Source organism: Corynebacterium kozikiae, assembly GCF_024580965.1.
GTDB lineage: Bacteria > Actinomycetota > Actinomycetes > Mycobacteriales > Mycobacteriaceae > Corynebacterium > Corynebacterium kozikiae.
In genome coordinates, this window is the sequence record NZ_JANIKJ010000002.1 from 97,000 (window position 1) to 117,944 (window position 20,945).

22 protein-coding genes and 4 tRNA genes are annotated in these 20,945 nt (G+C 63.0%); 4 read left to right on the forward strand and 22 right to left on the reverse strand.

Annotated elements, in window-relative coordinates; genetic code table 11:
• Positions 1–30: 30 nt before the first annotated feature.
• The 14 genes from pgfA to NQ018_RS02470 all read right to left on the reverse strand — a co-directional run bounded on the left by pgfA (position 31) and on the right by NQ018_RS02470 (position 8,165).
• On the reverse strand, positions 31–981 hold the full coding sequence (pgfA, locus tag NQ018_RS02405; protein WP_257058100.1) for a cell envelope lipid trafficking protein PgfA: 951 nt from the start codon (positions 979–981) through the stop codon (positions 31–33).
• Positions 982–1,107: 126 nt separating this feature from the next.
• Positions 1,108–1,497 (reverse strand): 50S ribosomal protein L7/L12, encoded by a 390-nt coding sequence (gene rplL, locus NQ018_RS02410; RefSeq protein WP_257037474.1) that lies wholly within the window; start codon positions 1,495–1,497, stop codon positions 1,108–1,110.
• A gap of 88 nt (positions 1,498–1,585) precedes the next feature.
• Entirely contained in the window at positions 1,586–2,101 is a 516-nt protein-coding gene (gene rplJ, locus NQ018_RS02415) for a 50S ribosomal protein L10 (RefSeq protein WP_257037473.1), read from the reverse strand.
• A gap of 267 nt (positions 2,102–2,368) precedes the next feature.
• Positions 2,369–2,788, reverse strand: a complete 420-nt coding sequence (locus NQ018_RS02420; protein WP_257058104.1) for a DUF2752 domain-containing protein — start codon at positions 2,786–2,788, stop codon at positions 2,369–2,371.
• A 21-nt stretch (positions 2,789–2,809) separates the two neighbouring features.
• A complete protein-coding gene (locus NQ018_RS02425) occupies positions 2,810–3,175 on the reverse strand; it encodes a CD225/dispanin family protein (protein WP_257058107.1) in 366 nt (121 codons plus the stop codon).
• Positions 3,176–3,324: 149 nt separating this feature from the next.
• Complete coding sequence (gene rplA, locus NQ018_RS02430; protein ID WP_257037470.1) at positions 3,325–4,029, reverse strand: 50S ribosomal protein L1; 705 nt, start codon at positions 4,027–4,029, stop codon at positions 3,325–3,327.
• 61 nt (positions 4,030–4,090) lie between these two features.
• Positions 4,091–4,525 carry a 50S ribosomal protein L11 gene (rplK, locus tag NQ018_RS02435; protein WP_257037469.1) on the reverse strand — a complete coding sequence of 145 codons (435 nt, stop codon included), beginning with the start codon at positions 4,523–4,525 and terminating at the stop codon, positions 4,091–4,093.
• 202 nt (positions 4,526–4,727) lie between these two features.
• The gene (gene nusG / locus NQ018_RS02440) at positions 4,728–5,603 is read right to left on the reverse strand and encodes a transcription termination/antitermination protein NusG (RefSeq protein WP_257058108.1); all 876 of its coding nucleotides are present in this window, start codon (positions 5,601–5,603) and stop codon (positions 4,728–4,730) included.
• Positions 5,604–5,699: 96 nt separating this feature from the next.
• Positions 5,700–6,017, reverse strand: a complete 318-nt coding sequence (secE, locus tag NQ018_RS02445; protein WP_257058109.1) for a preprotein translocase subunit SecE — start codon at positions 6,015–6,017, stop codon at positions 5,700–5,702.
• Between the two features lie 154 nt (positions 6,018–6,171).
• Positions 6,172–6,244, reverse strand: a tRNA-Trp gene (locus NQ018_RS02450).
• A gap of 42 nt (positions 6,245–6,286) precedes the next feature.
• Positions 6,287–6,358: transfer RNA gene (locus NQ018_RS02455), tRNA-Met, on the reverse strand.
• 42 nt (positions 6,359–6,400) lie between these two features.
• Positions 6,401–6,473: transfer RNA gene (locus NQ018_RS02460), tRNA-Thr, on the reverse strand.
• Positions 6,474–6,939: 466 nt separating this feature from the next.
• Positions 6,940–7,021 (reverse strand) — tRNA-Tyr (locus NQ018_RS02465).
• Between the two features lie 139 nt (positions 7,022–7,160).
• Complete coding sequence (locus NQ018_RS02470; protein WP_257058111.1) at positions 7,161–8,165, reverse strand: polyprenyl synthetase family protein; 1,005 nt, start codon at positions 8,163–8,165, stop codon at positions 7,161–7,163.
• 87 nt (positions 8,166–8,252) lie between these two features.
• Between NQ018_RS02470 and NQ018_RS02475 the strand changes: the two genes are divergently transcribed.
• Positions 8,253–9,533, forward strand: coding sequence for a geranylgeranyl reductase family protein (locus NQ018_RS02475; protein WP_257058113.1), 1,281 nt, complete (start codon positions 8,253–8,255; stop codon positions 9,531–9,533).
• 9 nt (positions 9,534–9,542) lie between these two features.
• Here the strand turns inward: NQ018_RS02475 and NQ018_RS02480 are convergent, their stop codons facing one another.
• From NQ018_RS02480 to NQ018_RS02500, 5 genes are read right to left on the reverse strand one after another with little or no spacing between them, the layout of a single operon-like run.
• Positions 9,543–10,232, reverse strand: coding sequence for a demethylmenaquinone methyltransferase (locus tag NQ018_RS02480; protein ID WP_257058115.1), 690 nt, complete (start codon positions 10,230–10,232; stop codon positions 9,543–9,545).
• The gene (locus NQ018_RS02485) at positions 10,225–11,349 is read right to left on the reverse strand and encodes a glycosyltransferase family 4 protein (RefSeq protein ID WP_257058116.1); all 1,125 of its coding nucleotides are present in this window, start codon (positions 11,347–11,349) and stop codon (positions 10,225–10,227) included. Before NQ018_RS02485 ends, NQ018_RS02480 begins: the two co-directional genes overlap by 8 nt.
• A 3-nt stretch (positions 11,350–11,352) precedes the next feature.
• Entirely contained in the window at positions 11,353–11,826 is a 474-nt protein-coding gene (locus NQ018_RS02490; RefSeq protein WP_257058117.1) for a DUF3592 domain-containing protein, read from the reverse strand.
• Between the two features lie 39 nt (positions 11,827–11,865).
• Positions 11,866–13,491, reverse strand: a complete 1,626-nt coding sequence (gene menD, locus NQ018_RS02495) for a 2-succinyl-5-enolpyruvyl-6-hydroxy-3-cyclohexene-1-carboxylic-acid synthase (protein ID WP_257058119.1) — start codon at positions 13,489–13,491, stop codon at positions 11,866–11,868.
• Positions 13,492–13,501: 10 nt separating this feature from the next.
• Complete coding sequence (locus tag NQ018_RS02500) at positions 13,502–15,802, reverse strand: ATP-binding cassette domain-containing protein (RefSeq protein ID WP_257058120.1); 2,301 nt, start codon at positions 15,800–15,802, stop codon at positions 13,502–13,504.
• Between the two features lie 42 nt (positions 15,803–15,844).
• On the opposite strand from NQ018_RS02500, the gene NQ018_RS02505 reads away from it, so the two are divergent.
• Entirely contained in the window at positions 15,845–16,447 is a 603-nt protein-coding gene (locus NQ018_RS02505) for an arsenate-mycothiol transferase ArsC (RefSeq protein WP_257058121.1), read from the forward strand.
• On the opposite strand, the gene NQ018_RS02510 is transcribed toward NQ018_RS02505, so the two are convergent.
• On the reverse strand, positions 16,433–17,479 hold the full coding sequence (locus NQ018_RS02510) for an o-succinylbenzoate synthase (protein WP_257058122.1): 1,047 nt from the start codon (positions 17,477–17,479) through the stop codon (positions 16,433–16,435). The two genes, NQ018_RS02505 and NQ018_RS02510, sit on opposite strands and share 15 nt — an antisense overlap.
• A 38-nt stretch (positions 17,480–17,517) precedes the next feature.
• On the opposite strand from NQ018_RS02510, the gene NQ018_RS02515 reads away from it, so the two are divergent.
• Together NQ018_RS02515 and NQ018_RS02520 are read left to right on the forward strand one after the other, a co-directional pair.
• Positions 17,518–18,480 carry a 1,4-dihydroxy-2-naphthoyl-CoA synthase gene (locus tag NQ018_RS02515; RefSeq protein WP_257058124.1) on the forward strand — a complete coding sequence of 321 codons (963 nt, stop codon included), beginning with the start codon at positions 17,518–17,520 and terminating at the stop codon, positions 18,478–18,480.
• Positions 18,481–18,587: 107 nt separating this feature from the next.
• Positions 18,588–19,064 (forward strand): carboxymuconolactone decarboxylase family protein, encoded by a 477-nt coding sequence (locus tag NQ018_RS02520; protein ID WP_257058127.1) that lies wholly within the window; start codon positions 18,588–18,590, stop codon positions 19,062–19,064.
• On the opposite strand, the gene NQ018_RS02525 is transcribed toward NQ018_RS02520, so the two are convergent.
• Positions 19,061–19,921, reverse strand: coding sequence for an alpha/beta fold hydrolase (locus NQ018_RS02525; RefSeq protein WP_257058130.1), 861 nt, complete (start codon positions 19,919–19,921; stop codon positions 19,061–19,063). The genes NQ018_RS02520 and NQ018_RS02525 overlap by 4 nt on opposite strands.
• A gap of 2 nt (positions 19,922–19,923) precedes the next feature.
• Entirely contained in the window at positions 19,924–20,844 is a 921-nt protein-coding gene (locus tag NQ018_RS02530) for a dihydrodipicolinate synthase family protein (protein WP_257058135.1), read from the reverse strand.
• Between the last annotated feature and the right edge of the window lie 101 nt (positions 20,845–20,945).

A 20,945-nucleotide genomic window follows, 5' to 3' on the forward strand; every position in this document is an offset into this window, starting at 1 on the left:
CAGCCGCGGGCATCCGCGGCACCCACGCGCCTAGCGTGTTTCATTCCCTTCTTGGCGCCTGCCTCCCGTGTAGGCACCTATCAGGCCGAGCATTGCCAGGAGTGCGCCGACTCCGATCACAATGTAGTTACTCATACGGGCAATGTTGCCGTCCGACACACCTGCGGCCTGAGCCCGCATGGCCGCCTGGTCTTGTTCGGACATCTGTGCGTCGGTACGCAGTGCCGTTGCCACGCGCTGCCCGTCCTGCTGTGCGTAATAGCTGTCCACCTGCTCATGGATGTTGAGCACGAGCCCGGAGGTGGCGTCCACAGTGAACTCGCGGGTGGCCTGATAATAGAGCTCTACTTGCTGCTCGCCGATTGTGAGCGCGGAGCCTATGACCCCGGTGGTTTGGGCGAGGTTCACCGGCTCGATTTCCTGCAGGTAGCGGTACACTACCCTGCCGTCTTGATCGAGTTCTTCGGTGAAGATGGCGGGGGCGGAGGTGCGCAGCACGGGGTCGAACACCGGGTATTCCGTTTGCTGGGCGTCCGTAGGGAACTTCAGCCAGAGGCCATCCAACGGGACCTCTTCAGTGGGGCTAGCGAGTTGGGTGCTCACCGTTGCTTCCGTGGTGGGCATACCGCTGGCGCGTTCCATCTGGTAGGACCACACGCTGGCGCTTTGGAGGTTGTCCAACGCATCTGTTGGCCCGGCGAACACGCTCACCCCGGCCCGCACCGCCACCGTGTCTTTGTTTACCGGCGGCTGTAGATCAAAGTGCACCTGGCGGGTGAGCTCGGTGGTGCGGGTTGCAGTTGGGTCTTCCGCGTTGGCTACCTCGGCGGCCGGGTCCACCAAGCTGAATGTGGTGTGCTCCAAGTCCAGGGGCAGCCGTGCATCCATGGTGACCATCCGCGGCCATAGAATCCCCCAGGCAACCAGGGCCAACCCCAGGCCCATGACCAACACGGAAATAATGCGCGACTTCGGAAGCATAAGGCCTGATTCTACCCAATGGGTGCCCGCACCCGCGGTGCGTGCAGCTCAAGTCCCTGCGGATGTTAGGGGCGGACATGCAAAAACTCCCCCGCCGTGTGGCGGAGGAGTGGAAAAAGCAAGTGATTACTTGAGGGTAACCTTTGCGCCTGCCTCTTCGAGCTTAGCCTTAGCAGCCTCAGCGTCATCCTTGGATGCGCCCTCGAGGATAGCCTTAGGTGCGCCCTCAACGAGCTCCTTAGCTTCCTTCAGGCCCAGGCCGGAGATGATCTCGCGAACAGCCTTGATCACGCCGATCTTCTTAGCGCCAGCGTCCTCAAGAACAACGTCGAACTCGTCCTTCTCCTCAGCGGCAGCAGCAGCGTCGCCACCGGCAGCGCCTGCAGCAGCAACTGCAACTGGAGCAGCAGCGGTAACCTCGAAGACCTCTTCGAATTCCTTAACGAACTCGGAGAGCTCGATCAGGGTCATCTCCTTGAAAGCCTCAATCAGCTCGTCCTTGGTGAGCTTAGCCATAATGGTGTTCCTTTCTTGGGTGGTGCTCCGCTCGCTGGCCTTGCACCGAAGTATGTGTGAAAAGTGTTGCCCTTAAGGCGGGCAGCCTTTACGCGTCCTTCTTTTCCTGGAGTGCAGCCGCGAGGCGTGCAACCTGGGAAGCAGGAGCGTTGAACAGGCCAGCGGCCTTTGCCAAGTTGCCCTTCATGGCACCAGCCAGCTTTGCGAGAGTGGTCTCGCGGTTGTCCAGCTCGGCGATAGCATCCACCTGAGCAGCGCTCAGTGCGTTGCCGTCCATGTAGCCACCCTTGACCACAAATGCCTTGTTCTCAGAAGCGAACTTCTTGAGAGCCTTTGCGGCATCCACAGCTTCGCCCTTGATGAAAGCAACAGCGGTTGGGCCAACGAACTGCTCGTCCAGGCCCTCCACGCCAGCTTCCTTAGCGGCGATCTTGAGAAGGGTGTTCTTGGCGACGGAGTACTGGACATCAGCACCCAGAGCGCGACGCAGCTCGGTGGTCTGAGCCACGGTCAGACCGCGGTACTCAGTGAGCACGAATGCATCGGTCTCAGCAAAGCGGTTCTTGAGCTCTGCAAGAGATTGTTCGTTCTTCGGGTTTGCCATTACTTCGCCTCCTTCCTCATGTACGTTTTCATGTTCATCCGCCGAGGCTTTCCATCAGACCAAAATTGGCCAAACAAAAAACCCCGTGCAAGAGCACAGGGCACACAATCTTCTGCAAGATTCCGGCTGAAGTAACTCCTGCGTGGGCCGTTCCATTGGGGTGGAATCCTTCGAGCGCTTTCGCGCTAACCGACGGTCTTTGGTGAAACTTGAGCGAGGGCATTCAAGCCCTTTCAAACTTCACCGGATTACCCTAGCGCAATGCATTCACACTTGCAAATTCACAAAAGGTTCCCACGGCAGGAGCCGCAGCACGAACCACAGCAGCAGCGCAGCTCCCAGAATGTACGACGCGCCCGGCGCATGCTCCCACCGCGGAATCCGGCGCCCCACCGTAGCCAGGGCCCACGCTACAAAACTCCAGCCCACCAGGACCACCCCAAGCAGCCCTAGGGCGTTGTAGTGAAGGGCGCTGGGCACGTCGAAATGCATGAGGGAATACAGCATCCGCATGGAGCCACATCCTGGGCAGTTGAAGCCGAACAGCGCCTTTGTGGGGCACACCGGAATGGGGCCACCTGGGGTGGTGGGGTCCGCGGCGTAAATGAACGCACACCCGCAGATAGCCGCGGCTGCTGCGAGAGCCGGGCCAACTGGGGTGTGCGTGAGGCGGGTTTGGAGATCCACTGTTGTGTTCGTGTATGCGTTCTACAGGGTTGGGTCGTCCAACATCCCGGATGCGCCAACAAAAAACACGAATCCAAGGTACGCCACCATCACAACCACAGCGGCAACGGCGCTCCAGATTGCAAAATTCTTGGCTTTCTTGGATGCGTCCTCCGCCTCTGCGAAACGACCCTCACCCCAGTAGCGGTCCACACGGGTGGAGTAGTAAATGCCCACGGCGCCCAATGGCAAACAGCACAGCAGAGTGGACAGGATCGTCCACACGAGGTACGTCTCCGGGCGGGTGCCACCAAAACCGAAGCCGGCTCCAGAACCTGGGGTCTGCGGGTTGTAAGGCTGGTTCGGATCGCCTGGCTGGTTTGCAAATGGATCGTTGGGATAGGTCATACGTCTTCCTCCAGTTTGGGTTTGGGACTGAAACAGAGCCTAGCGCATTGTTCGGCGAAGCCGCTTGTTTGGGCGTTCATAAGCTCTCCTGAAATGGCAACTGCCCTCCCCCATTCGCGTGGTGGGGAGGGCAGTGCATGAGCCGTTTGTTAGGCGGTGTAGTTCTTCTGAACAGAAGGATCCACAGGAACGCCTGGGCCGAAGGTGGAGGTCATGGTGACCTTCTTGATGTAGACACCCTTAGAGGAGGATGGCTTGATGCGGTTGAGCTCGTCGATGAGCGCGCCGTAGTTCTCAGCCAGTGCCTCAGCACCGAAGGAAGCCTTGCCGAGGATTGCGTGGAGGTTGGAAGCCTTATCCACGCGGAAGGAGATCTTGCCGCCCTTGACGTCAGCGATTGCCTTGGCCACATCGGTGGTCACGGTGCCGGTCTTAGGGTTTGGCATGAGGCCACGAGGGCCGAGCACGCGGGCAACGCGGCCCACCTTTGCCATCTGGTCTGGGGTTGCAATTGCAACGTCGAAGTCGGTCCAGCCGCCGGTGATCTTCTCGATCAGATCGTCGGAGCCAACTGCGTCTGCGCCTGCAGCCTCAGCCTCGGTTGCCTTCTCGCCAGCAGCGAACACAACCACGCGCACGGTCTTACCGGTGCCGTTTGGCAGGGAGACGGTGCCGCGAACAAGCTGGTCAGCCTTGCGGGGATCAACGCCGAGGCGGATTGCAACATCCACGGTGGCGTCGGTGTTCTTGGAGGAGGTCTCCTTCACCAGGTTTGCAGCCTCGAGTGGGCTGTAGAGGCGGGAGCGATCTACCTTTTCAGCCTGTGCGTTGTACGCCTTAGACCTTTTGCTCATTGTAAAAATCCTTTGATTTTATGTGGTGCGGGCCGAAGCGGGCCCTCCCACGGGTGAAAAACTATTCCTTGACCTCGATGCCCATGGAACGAGCGGTGCCGGCGATGATGCGCGCAGCGTTCTCGATGTCATTGGCGTTGAGGTCTTCCATCTTGGTCTGAGCGATTTCCTTGACCTGATCCATGGTCACGGAGCCGACCTTCTGGGTGTGTGGAACGCCGGAGCCCTTCTGCAGACCAGCGGCCTTCAGCAGCAGCTTGGCTGCTGGTGGGGTCTTCAGCTTGAAGTCGAAGGAGCGATCTTCGTAGACGGTGATCTCAACAGGGATCACGTTGCCACGCTGGGACTCAGTTGCAGCGTTGTAAGCCTTGCAGAACTCCATGATGTTCACGCCGTGAGCACCAAGAGCTGGGCCCACTGGTGGGGCTGGGTTTGCCTGGCCTGCTTCGATCTGCAGCTTGATGAAGCCAGTGACCTTCTTCTTCTTTGGAGCCATCAGTTGTACCAACTTTCCTGAGGTTCACGCCCCCAAACCTGATGGATTGAGCCTGGTGACGCCCGGATGCCCGCCTTCGCAAGCCACCGGAGGATGAATGAATATGTGCGCACAAGGCGCAAGGAGCCAGCCTAGCACAGCAAAACGACGCCGCCAAAGGCGCTGCGTGGTTGCGGCGGCCTGGCGGCGTCGGGAGGGGCTGCTAAGAGATTTTCTCCACCTGGTCGAAGGTGAGCTCCACTGGGGTCTCGCGGCCGAAGATGGACACCAGGGCCTGGATCTTGCCATTTTCATGGTCGATCTCATTGATGGTGGCGGACACGCTGGCCAATGCGCCGGTGAGGATGGTGACGGCCTCGCCCACCTGGTAGTCCACGGCAACCTTTGGCTTGGTGGACTCGCCTGGCATTGCCACAACCTTCTCGCCCTCGTTGTTGGTGGCGGCTGCGTCCGCACCAGCGGCGAGGGCTTCCTGTGGCATGAGGAACTTGGCAACGTCGCGGTGCTTTACAGCGGTGGCATTGCCTTCGTTGCCCACGAAGCTGGTCACACCTGGGGTGTCGCGCACCACGGACCAGGCACGGTCGTTGATGTCCATACGAACCAGCACGTAACCCGGCAGCAGCTTGCGCTTCACGAGCTTGCGCTTACCATCGCGAATTTCCAGGGCCTGCTCGATGGGGACCACCACCTCATAGATGGAGTCTTCCACTTCGAGGGTCTGCACACGCATGTCAAGGTTGGTCTTCACCTTGTTTTCGTAGCCGGAGTAGCACTGCACGATGTACCACTGGCCAGGCAGCTTCTTCAGCTCGCGGGTGTACTTGCGCAGGCGAGCCTTGTACTCAGCATCCTCGTCCGCTGGCTCCTCACCCTCAGGTTGTTCGGCCTGCTCGCTGGCGATGGCAGCTTCGTAGTCAGCCTCCTGAACGGGCTGCTCCTCAGCCTCCCCTGCCGCGATTGCTGCTTCTTCGGCTTCGGCCTGGGCCGCGTCGGCAACCGTGGTTGCCTCGATTGCTTGATCGACGGCCTCTTCGAAGGCCTCGGCGAAGGAGCCCGTGGTGGATTCGCTGCTCATGCTGGTCTCTCCTGCGTGTAGACGAAAAACGTATCCCGCCGGCCTAAGCGATGTGCTTGGGATTCGGCGGGAAGAAACTAGCTGCCAGTATAGCGCCTAGGTGAGCACTCGCTCAACTCCCAGGCCCACGATGAAGTCAACGCCAGCGACGAGGGCGGTCATCAAAATGAGGAAAGCAAACACGATCAAGGTGTAATTCACCATCTGCTTCGCAGTAGGCCAAATCACCTTGCGCATCTCCTGGACAACCTCAGGCAGGAAGTTCACGACCTTATTGCCGCTCTTCTCCTCCGCCTCTGCAGGGACGACGCGCTTGGATTCGTAGGAAGCCGTAGAAGTAGTGCTCACGCCCGCCAACTGGCGCTTACCGGTAGGGCGAGGTGCCTCCACGTTTTCAGGCTGTTGATCGCTCACAGCTCTCCTCAAAAAATCTCAGGTGACCACGGAACAGCCACATAACTGCACTACTATACCAAATTTGTGCGGGTATTGCTTTGGGCGCAGTTCCGGGTTTCGTTCTGGGCGCATTGCAAAGGCCACCTCCCTTATGGAAGGTGGCCTTGATTTGCAGGGGCGACAGGACTCGAACCTGCAACCTACGGTTTTGGAGACCGTTGCTCTACCAATTGAACTACGCCCCTATGGCTGGGTTGCTCCTGCAGTGTAGCAGGAAACAATCCTCGTAGCGATGGCGAGAATTGAACTCGCGACACAGCGATTATGAGTCGCTTGCTCTACCACTGAGCTACACCGCCAGATCTCTCTCACCTGGAGCTGCACCCCAGATAAAAGAACAGAGCCCCCTGACAGAATCGAACTGTCGACCTTTTCCTTACCATGGAAACGCTCTGCCGACTGAGCTAAGGGGGCCTAGCCTCTTCAATTCGCACCGGTTTACACCGGCCCGCTCCGTTGAAGCCTCACAAAGATTAACCCGACACACACAAAGAACACAAATCAGCAGGCAGATGGGCAAAAATGTAGGTTTTGTTGTGGGCGTTGGCTGCGGGAGCCTTGGATGTGGGCGTCTTGGTTGTGGGCGTCTTGGTTGCGGGTGTTGCGTATGCCTGCGTAACCCGAACCAGGACACCTTTGCCGAAGTTTGTACCGATTACCGCGAAAGTGTCCTCCTTAGGCGCACCCTCCGAACCGGAGCCGACAAACTACCCAGAGCGAACCCTAACCAGGAAACCTTTCATCAAACGCGCACCAACAAGTGCGGAAGTGTCCTTCCTAGGGCGCGCGCCCGGCCCCACTCGCCCTCCCCCATCAAGCCACGGACCCGACCCCATTGCACACAAAACAAAAACCACACCGTTTCCGGTGTGGTTCGTTGTGCCAGGTAGAAGATTCGAACTTCTGTAGGCAATGCCGACGGATTTACAGTCCGCTCCCTTTGGCCGCTCGGGCAACCTGGCGCGCACCAGCATGTGGTGCGTTCAACACTTTACTATGAGCAGTGCGGGGGTTTGCAAATCAGCAGGTCACCGCAGCAATCCCAGCACCTACCCCAGCAGCAATCCCAGCACCTACCCCAGCAGCAGGCAACCGGCGGCGCTAGCCCACGCGCTCCACGGTGTAGTGCGCGAGCTGGCGCAGGGCGTGGGTGACGGGGAGGTCGGGGAGGTCGGCGAGGTGGCGGTCGGCTTCGTCGAGGTAGCGGCGCACGTCAGCGAGGGCGCGCTCGCGGCCGGTGGATTGCCCCAGGAGGGTGAGGGCGCGTTCGACGTCGGCGTCGTTGGTGAGTGGGCCGGTGAGCAGGCCGCGGAGCTGCTCGCCTACCTCGGTGTCCTCGGCCAAGGCGTAGAGGACGGGGAGGGTGAACACGCCTTCGCGGAGGTCGGTGCCTGGGGTTTTGCCGGACTCTTCGGGGTTGGAGAAGATGTCGATGATGTCATCGACGATCTGGAACACCATGCCCACCGCAGCGCCGAACCCCTGTAGGGCCTTGGTGTGTGCGGCGGAGGCGTCGGAATGCAGGGCGCCCAGGAAGCCTGCGGAGGCGATGAGCACGCCAGTCTTTCCCTCGATGACCTTGAGGTAGTGCTCGATTGGGTCGCCGCCGCGCGCGCCCACGGTTTCCCGCATTTGGCCGGTGACCAGTGCCCCGAAGGTTTCGGCGAAGTGTGCCAGGGTTTCCACGCCGAGCTCGGACATGAGGCGGGAGGCGTGGGCCAGGAGGATGTCGCCGGCGAGGATGGCCACGGAGTTGTTCCAGCGGGAGTTTGCGGACTCCACGCCGCGGCGGCGCTCGGCTTCATCCATCACGTCGTCGTGGTAAAGGGTGGCCAGGTGGGTCATTTCCACAACCACCGCCGCCTTTACCACGTCCTCGCAGCCGGGGCGGGTGCCGTACTGGGAGGCCAGGAGCGTGAACATGGGGCGGAAGCGCTTCCCGCCGGCCAGCGCGAGGTGCTTGACCTTCTCCACAAGGAAGTCTTCTCCCATGCTGAGCTCCTTGAGCAGCAGGGCTTCCGTCTGCTCCATTCCGCGGGCGATGGCCTCGCCTAGTTGTGGGTCACCGAACTCAAGCGGAGCGTGCAAGGCGGAGGCGTTGCTCATCGTTGAAAAACTCCCGGTGGTTTCTTTGTTGCTGATGCGGCGGTTACTAACCCCTTTACCGTAGTCGATTGGCGAGGTCAGATACACATGACGCGGTTTTTCTTGCACAATGATGGGGTGACTGTTCCCGAACAAGCCCCAAGCAATGCCGTGGATGTGCTCATCATCGGCGCAGGCCCCAGTGGCGCGGCCGCTGCCATCCACGCAGCTCGTCGGGGATTTTCCGTACTTCTCACCGACCAAGCGAGCTTCCCTAGGGACAAAACCTGCGGCGACGGCCTCACCCCGCGCGCGATCACGCAACTGCGCGCCCTCGGCATCGACGTCACCTCCCGCTACCACAACCAGGGCCTCAAGCTGCATGGATTCGGCGGCTCCCAAACAGTGCCCTGGCCCAACTCCAGCTTCGGGCAGGTGGGCTCAGCCATGCCGCGCCGCGAGTTCGATCAATTGCTTTTCGACGCCGCCCAGCGCCTGCCGGAAGTCGCCGTGCGCTGCGGCGTTGCGGCACGCACCCCAAACTTCCGCGGCGGCAGGCTCGACTCCGTAACCTTCGCCGACGGCCACACTGTACGCGCAAAGTTTGTGCTGGTTGCCGACGGCGTCCGCTCCACCTTCGGCAAGACCCTGGGGCGCACCTGGCACCGCGGGGAGGTGTATGGCATCGCCGCGCGTTCCTACTGCGACACGGCGCGTCACGACGAACCGTGGATCCACTCACACCTGGAACTTCGCGACCCCGAAGGGGGCATCCAACCCGGCTACGGGTGGATCTTCCCCCTGGGCAACGGCCAAGCAAACGTGGGCTGCGGCGCCCTGTCCACCGAGTCCCGCCCGGCGCGCATCAACACCAAAAAGCTGCTCCACCACTACGCCGCCACCTGCGGTGACGGATGGGATTTTGGCACCCCGCAACAGGTCACCAGCGCCCTGCTTCCCATGGGAGGTGCGGTGAGCAATGTGGCCGGCCCGAACTGGATGATGATCGGCGACGCCGCCGCCTGCGTGAACCCCCTCAACGGCGAGGGCATCGATTACGGCATGGAAACCGCGGCGCTCGCCGTGGAACACCTTGACGAGCACAAAGACCTCACCCTGGTGTGGCCGCACACGCTGCGCCAACACTACGGCGAGGCCTTCCTTCTGGCCCGTACCGCCGCGCGGCTGCTCACCTACCCGCAATTCCTTCCCCTGACGGGGCCGCTGGCGCTGCGCGGGCGCCTAGGCCAGGCGATCATGCCCGCCGCCGCCCGCCTCATGGGCAATCTGGTGACGCAGGAGGATACGGACCTCGTGGCTCGAGCGTGGCGCAGCGCGGGGGCCGCGATGCAACGGTTCCGCGGCAGCCGCCCGCTGTGGGACGCTTAAGGGGGACGCTTAAGCTGGCTTTATGGCGGAGTGCAGCGCCACGATGCCAAAGGTGAGGTTTTGCCAGCCGCAGTCCTGCCAGCCGCACTCGTTGATTGCCTGTGCGAGGTCTTCTTGGTCCGGCCAGGCCCGGATGGAATCGGCGAGGTACTCGTAGGCCTCTGGGTTGCTGGACACCGCGCGCGCAATCACTGGCAGCGCCCTCATGAGATATTCCTTGTAGACGGTGGCGAACACCGGCACCACAGGGGTGGAAAACTCCGCAACTGTGAGCCGCCCGCCGGGCTTGGTGACCCTGGCGAGTTCCTTGAGGCCCTGGCGGAAGTCTTGGATGTTACGCAGCCCGTAGGAGATGGTCACGGCGTCAAAGGTGTTGTCCGGGAAGGGCAGTTGCATGCCGTCGCCGCAGACTTTGGGCACCTGGCGGTGGGCGCCAGCGGCCAGCATTCCCTGGGAGAAGTCGCAGGCCACGCACCATGCCCCCGTGGTGGCCAGTTCCTCAGTGCTCACCGCGGTGCCCGCTGCGAGGTCGAGCACCAGCTCGCCCGGGCGGAGGTTCAGGCGCTCGCGGGTTTTGCGCCGCCACATGCGGTCTTGGCCAAAGCTGAGGACCGTATTGGTGATGTCGTAGTTCTTGCCCACGGCGTCGAACATGCGCGCAACGTCAAAGGGTTTCTTATCAAGGGATGCTTTAGCCACGGTGTAACAGTCTATCGAACCAGCGCTGCTCGTGGGCCGCCCCTCCGGTTGCCAGCTCGTAAAAGCCTAAAAGTTCGTGGGCTTTGTCTTCCCACCGGCGGTTGGCCACTGAGGCGGCGATACACTGAGGGTTCGCGTATTCAAAGGCGCGCTGGGCGGCGTCGGGAAGCTCCTGGGTGAAGCTGTCTACCGGCAGCAGCTCGCCGCTGAGGCCCGGCACCACGAGATCTTTGGGGCCTCCCTGGTTCGGGGCGATGGTGGGCACGCCGCTGGCGTGGGCCTCTTGGATGGTTTGGCAGAAGGTTTCAAATTCGCCGGGGTGGACGAAGACGTCGAAGTCCCGGTAGGCCTGCGCGAGCTGCTCGCCGAATAGCGCTCCGCGGAATGTGGCGTTGGGCATGTGCCGTTGGAGGGCTTCCCGCTCGGGGCCATCGCCCACGATGACCACCCGAAACCTTGGGTCAGCCGCGAGGACCCCCAGCCGGTGCACCCCTTTTTCCGCAGCCAGCCTGCCCACGTAGCCCACTGTGATCTTGGTGCTGCGTCGGCACGCTTGTTTGGGCTGGAAGAGCTCGGTGTCCACTCCCCTCGCCCAACGATGCACTCGTTCAATGCCGTGGCGCTCAAGGACCTCGATGGTGGCGGTGGAAGGCGCGAGAGTGAGCGCGCAGCGATTGTGGAAGGCGCGGGTCCATGCCCAGGTGGCGCGTTCCAGAGGGGCCAGGTGGTAGCGGCCGGTGTAACCCGCGATGTCCGTCTGGAACACAGCGACGGTGGGCACGCCCATCTGCGAAGCCACGAACGCCGCGAAGCCGCCGAGGAAAAACGGGCTGGCCAGGTGGATCACGTCCGGGGCGAACTCGGCGAGGTGCTCACGCAGGGTCGGCAGCGGCAGCCCCAGCGGCAGGGAATTGATCCGAGGCATCATGATCGTGGGGACACGCAATACCGACGCCCCATGGATCTGCGAGACTTCCTCATGGTGATCCCGTGCCGCGGGGGCGATCACGATCACCTCATGGCCTGCAGCGCGCAGGAAGGGGATCACCTGCACCACAGAATTGGTAACCCCGTTGAAGTTCGGGAGGAAACTCTCTGCGATGATGGCGATCCTCATGGATCATGTCCTTTCCTGCGAACCCTGCTCACTTTCGCTAGCCGCTTGGGAGGCTTGGGCGGCTTGGCGTTGCCTGTGCCAAGAAGTAGTCCACCACAGAGCGGCCAACACCGCAGCACAACTCACCCACACGCTCAGCGCCGGGATGACAGAAAGGGTCCAAGAACGGCCCTCCACCTTGACTAATTCAGGGTTGTCCAGGGCGTAATTCACCCACACTCTCTGGCCCACCCCCAAACCGGTGGGGTACAACAGGCCGGACCGTGGACTATGGCTGAAACCCTTTTGATCCTGGAACTCCACGGTGGTTCTGGTGAGCGTCACCGCCTGCACGGTGGCCAAGGCGCGGCCGGGGTTGGAGTCGATCGTGCGGTCGTTGAGCCAGGGGCCCACCACCATGGCGATGCAGCCGATGGTCACCGCAACACTCAGCGCCATGATGAGCTGGTGGAGCCTGCGGTGCACGTTGCGGTGCATGCGCCGCACATTCCCCTCATGAGCTTGCGGGGGCACGGCCTAACCCATGCTTCCCATGCGCACCTGGGCCTGGAGCTGCTTGTGGAGCTCGCGTAAGCCCTCGCGGCTGGTGGTGGCCTCAATGATGCGGAACCCTGCCACCTCCGTGGTGTCCATGAGGGAGGTGATGAGCTCCTGCAGGTTCTCGGCGCGCATATATTCCACGTCATAGGCCTGAGCCAGGGCTTCGACGTCCACGTTGTGCGGGGTGCCAAAGGCTCGCTCAAAGGAAGGCGCGTATTGAGATTCGCCCACCTCGAGTGTGTGGAAGATGCCGCCGCCGTTGTCATTGGCCACCACGATGGTGAGGTTTTCCGGCAGGGGCGAATCCGGGCCGATGAGCAGGCCCGGCGCGTCGTGGAGGAAGGTGACGTCACCCATGAGGGCAACGGTGCGGGGGGCGCGCACCTCCTCGCGGTTGGCGGCCTGCACGGCGAGCGCCACGCCGATGGCTTGGGAGACGGTGCCGTCGATTCCCGCTGCGCCGCGCGCGGCGATGGTGTCCACTCCGGGGAACGGCAGGCCCACCAGGGAGGCGTCGCGGACCGGGTTGGAGGAACCAAGCAGCAGGGTGTCGCCGGTGCCCAGGGTGTCCGCCACTGCGGCGGCTGCGTGCAGGCCGGTGAAGCCGTGGTCTTCGGCGAGTGTGTTGCGCACGGCCTGGGCCGCGAGGTCTGAGGCCGCCGCGCAGATCTCCAGCCACGCCTTGGTGGGCGCGCCGGTGGTTTTGAGGTTGCTGGCCACCGTTCGCTCCCCTCGGCCGAGGTCCGTGACCGTGTCCGTGCGGCTCAGCACCACCAATTCAATGTCCGGATCTTGGATAAGTGCGAGCACCCCGCGGTGCAGCGTTGGGTGGCCAACCACCACCACTTGTTCCGGCTTGGTGCGCACCACATAGCCCTCGGCGCTCACCTGCTCGTGGGCAAAAATGCCTGCTGCCAGCGGATGCACCGGCACGAAGGGGGCCGGTGCGGTGGGCTCGGCGATGGTGGGCACGTCCTCCAGGCCCGGCACCTCCCAGGCCTCATCACCTGCAATCACCAGGGTGTTGCGGGAAAGGTCCAGGGTGGCCGTGCCGTGGTCGTGGAACGGTGGGCGGAAACGCTGCTTCACCGCGCCGCCCGCAGGGGCCGGCAGGCCCGCCACGAGTGGGGTGTCCAGGGCAATGTTGAGGTGCGCTTGGCCGCGGCGCAGGGCTTGGTGGAGAAAAGCCACTTCCCCCTCATGAGCAATTGTGGTGGTAGGAACCCCGGCGGAGGCAAAGATATCCTGCTGGTTGATGGTTTGATTCGCGCCGGTGCCTTGGAGGCGGGCGGGGCGGTCCGCGGAAATCACCACCAGCGGGGTGTGGGAATACGCGGCCTCCACCATGGCCGGGGCGCAGTTGACGACCGCCGTCCCTGAGGTGGTGACAACCCCCACCGGCTGCCCCGTTGCGCGCGCGATGCCCAGTGCCAAAAAGGCGGCGCTGCGCTCGTCGATACGCGTGTGCACACGGATGTCCTCGCGGGCAAGCAGCTCCAGGGAGAGTGCGGAGTTGCGCGAGCCTGGGCAAATCACCACATGGTCGAGGTGTGTGGCGAGGGCGGCGACAACGAGGCGGGCGAGCTGCGGCGATGAAGTCATGCCAGGGATTTTACACTCGAGCCCCAGCAGCCCCAGCCGCAACCGCCTCCTTCAACGCGTGCCCTGTGAGGGTGTCTGCCTGCACGAGCTGCGCAGGAGGCCCCTGGAACACCACTTTGCCGCCCGCCGCGCCGGCACCTGGGCCCATGTCGATGATGTGGTCCGCGGCGGCCATCACGGCCACATTGTGCTCGATCGCGATCACGGTTTTACCGGCGTCCACGAGGCTGCGCAGCATGGTGATGATGGTCTGGGTGTCTGCGAGGTGCAGGCCGGTGGTGGGTTCGTCGAGCACGATTACGGAAGCGGCATCATTCATCTGCGCGGCCAGCTTGAGGCGTTGGCGCTCGCCACCGGACAGCGTGTTCAGCGGCTGCCCCAGGCGGATGTACGCGAGGCCCACCTGCTGGAGGCGGCGCAGAATCTTTGCGGCCTCGCCGGTAGTGAACACCGTTGCCGCCTGTGCCACAGACATATCCAGCACCTCCGCGATGTTGTAGCTCTCGCCACCCTTGGGCGCGCTCACCGTGTACTGCAGCACCTCCTCCTTGAAGCGCTTGCCGCCGCAGGCCTCACAGGGGCTGGACACGCCGGCCATGATGGCCAGGTCCATGTACGTCACGCCAAGCCCGCCGCAAATCTCACACGCGCCTTCGGAGTTCGCGGAAAACAGCGCCGGTTTCACCCCGTTATCCTTGGCAAACTTGCTGCGGATCTTGTCCAGCAGCCCAGTGTAGGTGGAGGGGCTGGAGCACCGGGAGCCGCGGATCGCGCTTTGATCCACCACGAGGACGTCGGGATCGCCCGCCAAACCGAGCTCGATGAGAGTGGACTTGCCGGAGCCGGCCACGCCCGTGACCACGCTCAGCACCCCGCGCGGCACCTCTACCTGAACGTTTTCCAGGTTGTTCGCGCTCACCGGCCCCACGTGCAGCACACCCTTGCCCTGCGCAGGGTTGGTGTTCAGCTCTACGTCGCGCGTGAGGTAGCGTGCGGTGATGCTTTCCGACGCCCCCAGGCCCGCAACGTCCCCCGCGTAGAGCAGGGTGCCTCCGGCTTCACCGGCACCGGGGCCGATGTCCACGATGTGGTCAGCGATGGCGATGACCTCCGGCTTGTGTTCCACAACCAGCACGGTGTTGCCCTTGTCGCGGATCTGCTGCAGCAGGGTGTTCATACGGGTGATGTCATGCGGGTGCAGGCCGGCCGTGGGTTCATCAAACACATAGGTCACGTCCGTGAGCGGGGAACCTAGGTGGCGGACCATCTTCACGCGCTGCGCTTCGCCGCCGGACAGCGTGCCGGCTTGGCGGTCTAGGGACAGGTAACCCAAGCCCACCTGATCCATGGCCTCCAGAATCGCGCCGAGCGACGTCAGGGCGGGGCGGACCTGGGGCGCGTCGATACCCTCAATGAATTCTTTGAGCTCGCTGACCTGCATCGCCTGGCACTGCGCGATGGTGCGGCCTGCTACTGTGGCCGTGCGCGCTGCCTCGTTGAGCCTGGCGCCGCCACATTCCGGGCAGGTGGCTTTGGTGGACACGCGCTGCACAAAGTCCACGATCTGCTTGGCTTTGGGTGGTTCGGCGCGGTCGATCCACAGACGGCGGATGCGGGTGACCAGCCCCTCATAGGTTTGGTTCTTGCCTTCTACCTTGATTTTTTGGCTCGGCGCGTAAAGGAAGAATTCCAGCTCCTCGCCGCTGAAATCCTCAACGGCCTTGTTGGGGTCCAACTGAGGGATTTCGCCATAGGTTTTCCAATACCACTCCCCCACCGCGAAGCCCGGCGCGCTGATCGCTCCTTCGTTGAGGGATTTTGTGCGGTCTAGGAACACGGACTCATCCAGGGTTGCAGCCTCGCCGGTGCCCTCGCAGCCGGGGCACATGCCCTCCGGAAGGTTGAAGGAAAACATGCCGGAGGTGCCAACGTGTGGCTCGGAAAGCCTGGAGAAGATGAGGCGGAGCAGGGCGTTTGCATCCGTTGCCGTGCCCACCGTGGAGCGAATGGAGGCGCCCATGCGCTCCTGGTCAATGATGATCGCTGGGCTCAAGTTTTCCAGCACGTCCACGTCTGGGCGCGGCAGCGAAGGCATGAAACCCTGAATGAAGGCTGAGTAGGTTTCATCGAACAACCTGCGCGATTCCGCGGCGATGGTGCCGAACACCAGGGAGGACTTGCCGCTGCCGGAGACACCAGTGAACACGGTGAGGCGGCGTTTGGGCACATCGACGTCGAGGTCTTTGAGGTTATTCACCCTGGCACCGCGCACGGTGATGGTGGAGTGAGCATCGGCTGGGTTGATTGTCATTCGGTTAGTATAAGTGCTGGCTGTGGCTGTACTGTTTTGGGAATGATCGACAAATTTGCAATCGTTCGTGAGGACCTCCACCGCCGCTACGGCCACCTGTTTGATGCGGCAACCATCGACGCTGAAGTAGATGGTGCTATTGATAAGCACAGGGATGCCCGCATTGCTGATTTTGTCCCCGTGTTGGTGGAGCGCGACGCCAGCGAATCCCTCCAGTTGCGCGCAGACGAGCAAGGCAAAGCAAGCGACACCCGCAAAGAAATCCTTTTTGTGTGCGAGCACAACGCCGGGCGTTCCCAGCTCGCCGCCGCGCTCACCCGCCACCTCGCCGGGGAGAAAGTGGTGTACCGCTCCGTGGGCCTGAACCCCGAAGGCGGCATCAACCCCACCGTGATTGAGGTGCTCAGAGAGCGCAATATCGACCACGAGCACCTCTACCAAAAGGGCATCGTTCCCCGCGTGGTGCACGCCTCTGACGTGGTAGTCCTCATGGGCGTGGACGAAGTCCCGGGCGTTCCCGGCCAGCGCCTGGTCCGCTGGGACATCGCCGACCCAGCGCAGCAACCACTGGAAACGGTGCGGGAAATCGCAGACCAGGTGGAGCAGAAGGTCCGCGAGCTGCTCACCGAGCTAGAGATTCTCTAGCACCTCATAGGCCAGGCGCAGGCGCTCATTCCAGAAATCCACGCGATCCGGGGCGCGCAGCGCCTCCAAACGCGCTTGCTCCGGGGCCAGCATCTCCACCTGGAGGTGGCCGTCCACCAGTTCACGCGCTGCGGTGACATCCTCCAGGAACAACCCCTGGGTGCCCAGGCCCGCTGCTGCCGGGGGGACGTCGAAGTCCTCATCATCGGTGTGCGCCGGCAGGGCCGCCACGGCCGCGATACCCGCGTTCATGCCAACACCTGAATCCAACGCGCTGGAAATGGTGATGTCCAACCCGCGGGCGCGGAAATACTCCGCCACCTCAAGCACCTTGCGCGGCCCGCCCATCGGGGCGGCCTTGATCACCGCTACATCCGCCGCGTGCTGCCTGGCTACCTCATAGGGGTCCTCGGCACGGCGAATGGACTCATCCGCGGCAACCCGCACAAACAGTCCGCTGCGCTGCAGCGTTGTGCGCAACTCGGCAAGCTCCGAGACCGTTGCGCAGGGCTGTTCCATGTACTCCAGCGGCCCGAGCGCACGCGCCGCTTCGAGGGCTTGGGAAACAGTCCACGCCCGGTTGGCGTCTACGCGAATCTTCGCGAGCGGGTTGGCTTCGCGCACGGCTGCAACCCGGGCGGCGTCGTCGGCAAGGCTTTGCCCCTGCTGCGCAACCTTTACCTTCACCGTGCTACAGCCGGGGAACTGTGCGAGGACTTCTGCAACCTGCTCGGGGGCAACCGCCGGGACTGTGGCGTTGATCGGGATGCGGCTGCGCACCGGAGCGGGCGGGCCAACGTAGGCCATTTCCAGCGCGTTTGCCAGCCACGCCGCCGATTCCTGCGGCCCGTACTCCAGGAAAGGCCCGAACTCGCCCCAGCCGGCGGGGCCTTCGATCAGCATCACCTCGCGCTCGGTGACCCCGCGAAACGGCACGCGCATGGGCAAGCGCACCACATGGGCGCGTTCGAGGAGCTCGGATACGGGGGGCTTGGGAAGAACCGGGTGTTCGTGATTGGGGTGTGCGGGCATGGGTACATCTTATGTGGGTACCTCTTATGATGGGGTGCATGACTGTGATCAAAGGCGAACGCGGCCGCGAATACTCCACCGACAACCCCTTCAACTCGCAACTATGGGAGCAGGTTCCGGGGTTTGAGCACTTCAGCGACATCACCTACCACCGCCTGCGCGGCGAGGGCCGCAGCAACGGCACGGTGCGCATTGCTTTTGACCGCCCGGAGGTGCGCAACGCGTTTCGCCCCCACACCGTGGACGAGCTCTACCAGGCGCTCGACCACGCCCGCCGCAGCCCCAACGTGGGCACCGTGCTGCTCACTGGCAACGGCCCCGCGGAAAAAGACGGCGGGTGGGCATTCTGCTCCGGCGGCGACCAGCGCATCCGCGGCAAGTCCGGGTATCGCTACGCCGACGGTGAAACCGCCGACACCGTGGACGAGGCACGCACCAAGGCCGAAGGCGGACGTCTGCACATCCTGGAGGTACAACGCCTCATCCGCACGATGCCCAAAGTGGTGATCGCCGTGGTGAACGGCTGGGCGGCCGGCGGCGGGCACTCCCTGCATGTGGTCTGCGACCTCACCATCGCCTCCCGCCAGGAGGCTCGCTTCAAGCAAACCGACGCCGACGTGGGCTCCTTCGACGCCGGCTACGGCTCCGCATACCTTGCCAAGATGGTTGGCCAAAAGTTCGCCCGCGAGATCTTCTTCCTGGGCCGCACCTACGACGCCGAAACGATGCAGCGCATGGGCGCAGTAAACATTGTTGCCGACCACGCCGAACTGGAAAACGAAGCCATCCAAGTTGCCCGCGAAATCAACACCAAGTCCCCTACCGCGCAGCGCATGCTGAAGTTCGCCTTCAACCTCACCGACGACGGCCTCATGGGCCAACAAGTCTTCGCCGGTGAAGCCACCCGCCTGGCATACATGACCGACGAGGCCGCCGAAGGCAAGCAGGCGTTCTTGGAAAAGCGTGAGCCGAACTGGGATGACTTCCCCTACTACTACTAGAACTCGCTTTTGACGCTGCGCCTTTCGCGCCTGCTCAACCTGTGTTTGTGAGCCCTGTGTTTGTGAGCCCTGTGTTTGTGAGCCCTGCGCCGAGAACTGGAGACACCATGACTACACCAGCCAATGAACCCAAGACCCCGTTCTTGGATAAGTATTTCCCCGATGTGTATAAGCAACTGGTCGGGGCGGGCGCGAAGCTGCGCGACCTCTACCCCGATGTGGACCTTTCGAACGCGTTAGTGGAGCTTGTGTGCGTTCGTGTGAGCCAACTTAACCGCTGCGCGTATTGCCTTTCCATCCACACCCCTCGCGCCCGCAAGGCCGGGGTGGCCGAGGTGAAGCTGGATCTGCTGGTGGCTTGGCGTGAAGCCGAAGAGCTCTACACCGAGCAGGAACGTGCCGCCCTCGCGCTCGCCGAGCAACTCACCCTGCTACCCGAGGGCCAACGCAACGGCGACGCCGCACTGCAAGCCTGCAAAGTCTTTGCCGAGGAGCAGGTAGCTGCCCTTGAGTGGGTGGTGGTGACCATGAACGCCTTTAATCGCGTGTCCATCGCCTCCGGGCACCCGCCGAGGCAGTACTAACGGCGGAGTTCAGCTTCTGAACTCCCCGACGCCAACGGCGAAGGTAGCAGATTTGTCCATGAGGGGATGAAGGCTTCTACTGCTGCATAGACCGCCCCCGGCTGGTCGCGCCGCACGGTGTGTGAGGCCTGCGGGATGAGGACGGTCTGCACATGGGCCGGTGCGTCTGCGAGGCGGTTGGGGCCGATGAGGACGTCGGGGGCGTCGCCGGTGAGAAGTAGCGTGGGAACCTGGAGCTGATCCAGAAGCCTGAGACTTGGGTCAAGCTCGCCGACGATACCCGTTGCCAAAAACTCCAAATCAACCTGTGCTTTGCCCTGGGCCCATCCTGCCACCTCCGCAGAGGACCAGTGTGGGTAGGCCGAGGTGAGCCGACTGATGGCTGCGGGGAGGTCGGCGCGTTGGAACTCGGTGAGCTCCCGAGTGCCCGCCTGCCGATACTGCTGGTACTGGCTATCGGTGAGCAATGCCGGGTCCTCCAGGACCAGGGCGGTGAACCACTCGGGATGGCGCACCGCGAGGTGGGCTGCCACTGCCCCGCCCATGGAATGACCCCACAGCAAGGTGGGTGCGGCTGGCAGGTTCAGCGCTTCGAGGAGCTGCTCCACGGCCTCCACCATCGCTTGGATTGGGTCCTCAAGCTGGGCCGGGCTCAACCGTGGCGAAAGGCCGTGACCCAGGTGGTCTACCAGCAACACATCCCACTGGTCTCCGAAGTGCTCGGCGATCCCGCACGGGGAAGCGGCGGAGTCCGTCACCCCGTGTAGTGCGATCAGCCGCCCCCGAAGCGGAAGCCCAGGCCCAGGCTCCAGTTCCGATTCCGGAACTGGCCTGCCCGCGCGCAAATAGGACAGCACCGCTAGAGCACCCCGGCTCCCCGGAGTATCTCGGAGATTGCTTGGCGGCTGGGGGCGTCGGAAATTGGCGGCAACGGCTGGGACATGAGATTGCTCTCGATGACCCCCATGAGCTCCAGGGCCGTTTTGAACGCGCCCACGCCCGCGGCCGGGCCGATCTTGCCCACAGGTTGGAACACGATCTCAAACAGCGCGGCCAGGCGGTCTTGCTCCTTGCGGACCGTCTCCCAGTCGCCGGCTTGGTAGGCGTCCCACATCCGGACGTAGCCGGCTGGGTCTACGTTGCCCAGGCCGGGGACGCAGCCGTCGGCACCCGCCATGTATGCGCCGTCCACAACCACCTCATGGCCGGTGAGCAGCGTCAATGGGTGCCCGGCGGCCTTGTTTTGGGCGGCCAGGCGGCGGAAGGAGACGTCGTCGCCGGAGGAATCTTTCACGCCGGCGAGCACGCCATCCACGCCGAGGCGCACCAGCATCTGCGGGAAGAGCTTGGTGTGGACGCACACGGGGATGTCATAGGCGATGATCGGCAGCGACGTCGCCGCATGCAACTGCCGGAAATGCTCCTCCACCTCAACGGGGCCAGTGATCGCGTAGAACGGCGCGGTTGCAACCACTGCATCCACCCCGGCGCGCTCGGCGGCGCGAATATGCTGGATCACGCGGTTGGTTTGCATGTCAATCACTCCGGCGTACACCGGCACACGCCCCTGCACCTGCTCCACCACCGCAGTGATCACGGCCTCACGCTCTTTGTCACTCAGGAACGCCACCTCGCCGGAGGAACCCAGCACGAACAGGCCGTGCACCCCACCCGCGAGCAGGTGATCCACCACCGCGGAAAGCCCCTGAAAATCGACCGTTCGGTCAGCGTGCAGCGGGGTGACCACCGGAGGCACCACGCCATGAACAATTGCAGACATCTCACTCCTTAGAGGTAGTGCTTCCTGCGCTGGGAAGATTGCCAAGAAGACCTCCGACGCAGCCAGGGCGCCGCAGGAAACAAGGTTCCCAGGCGGAAAAG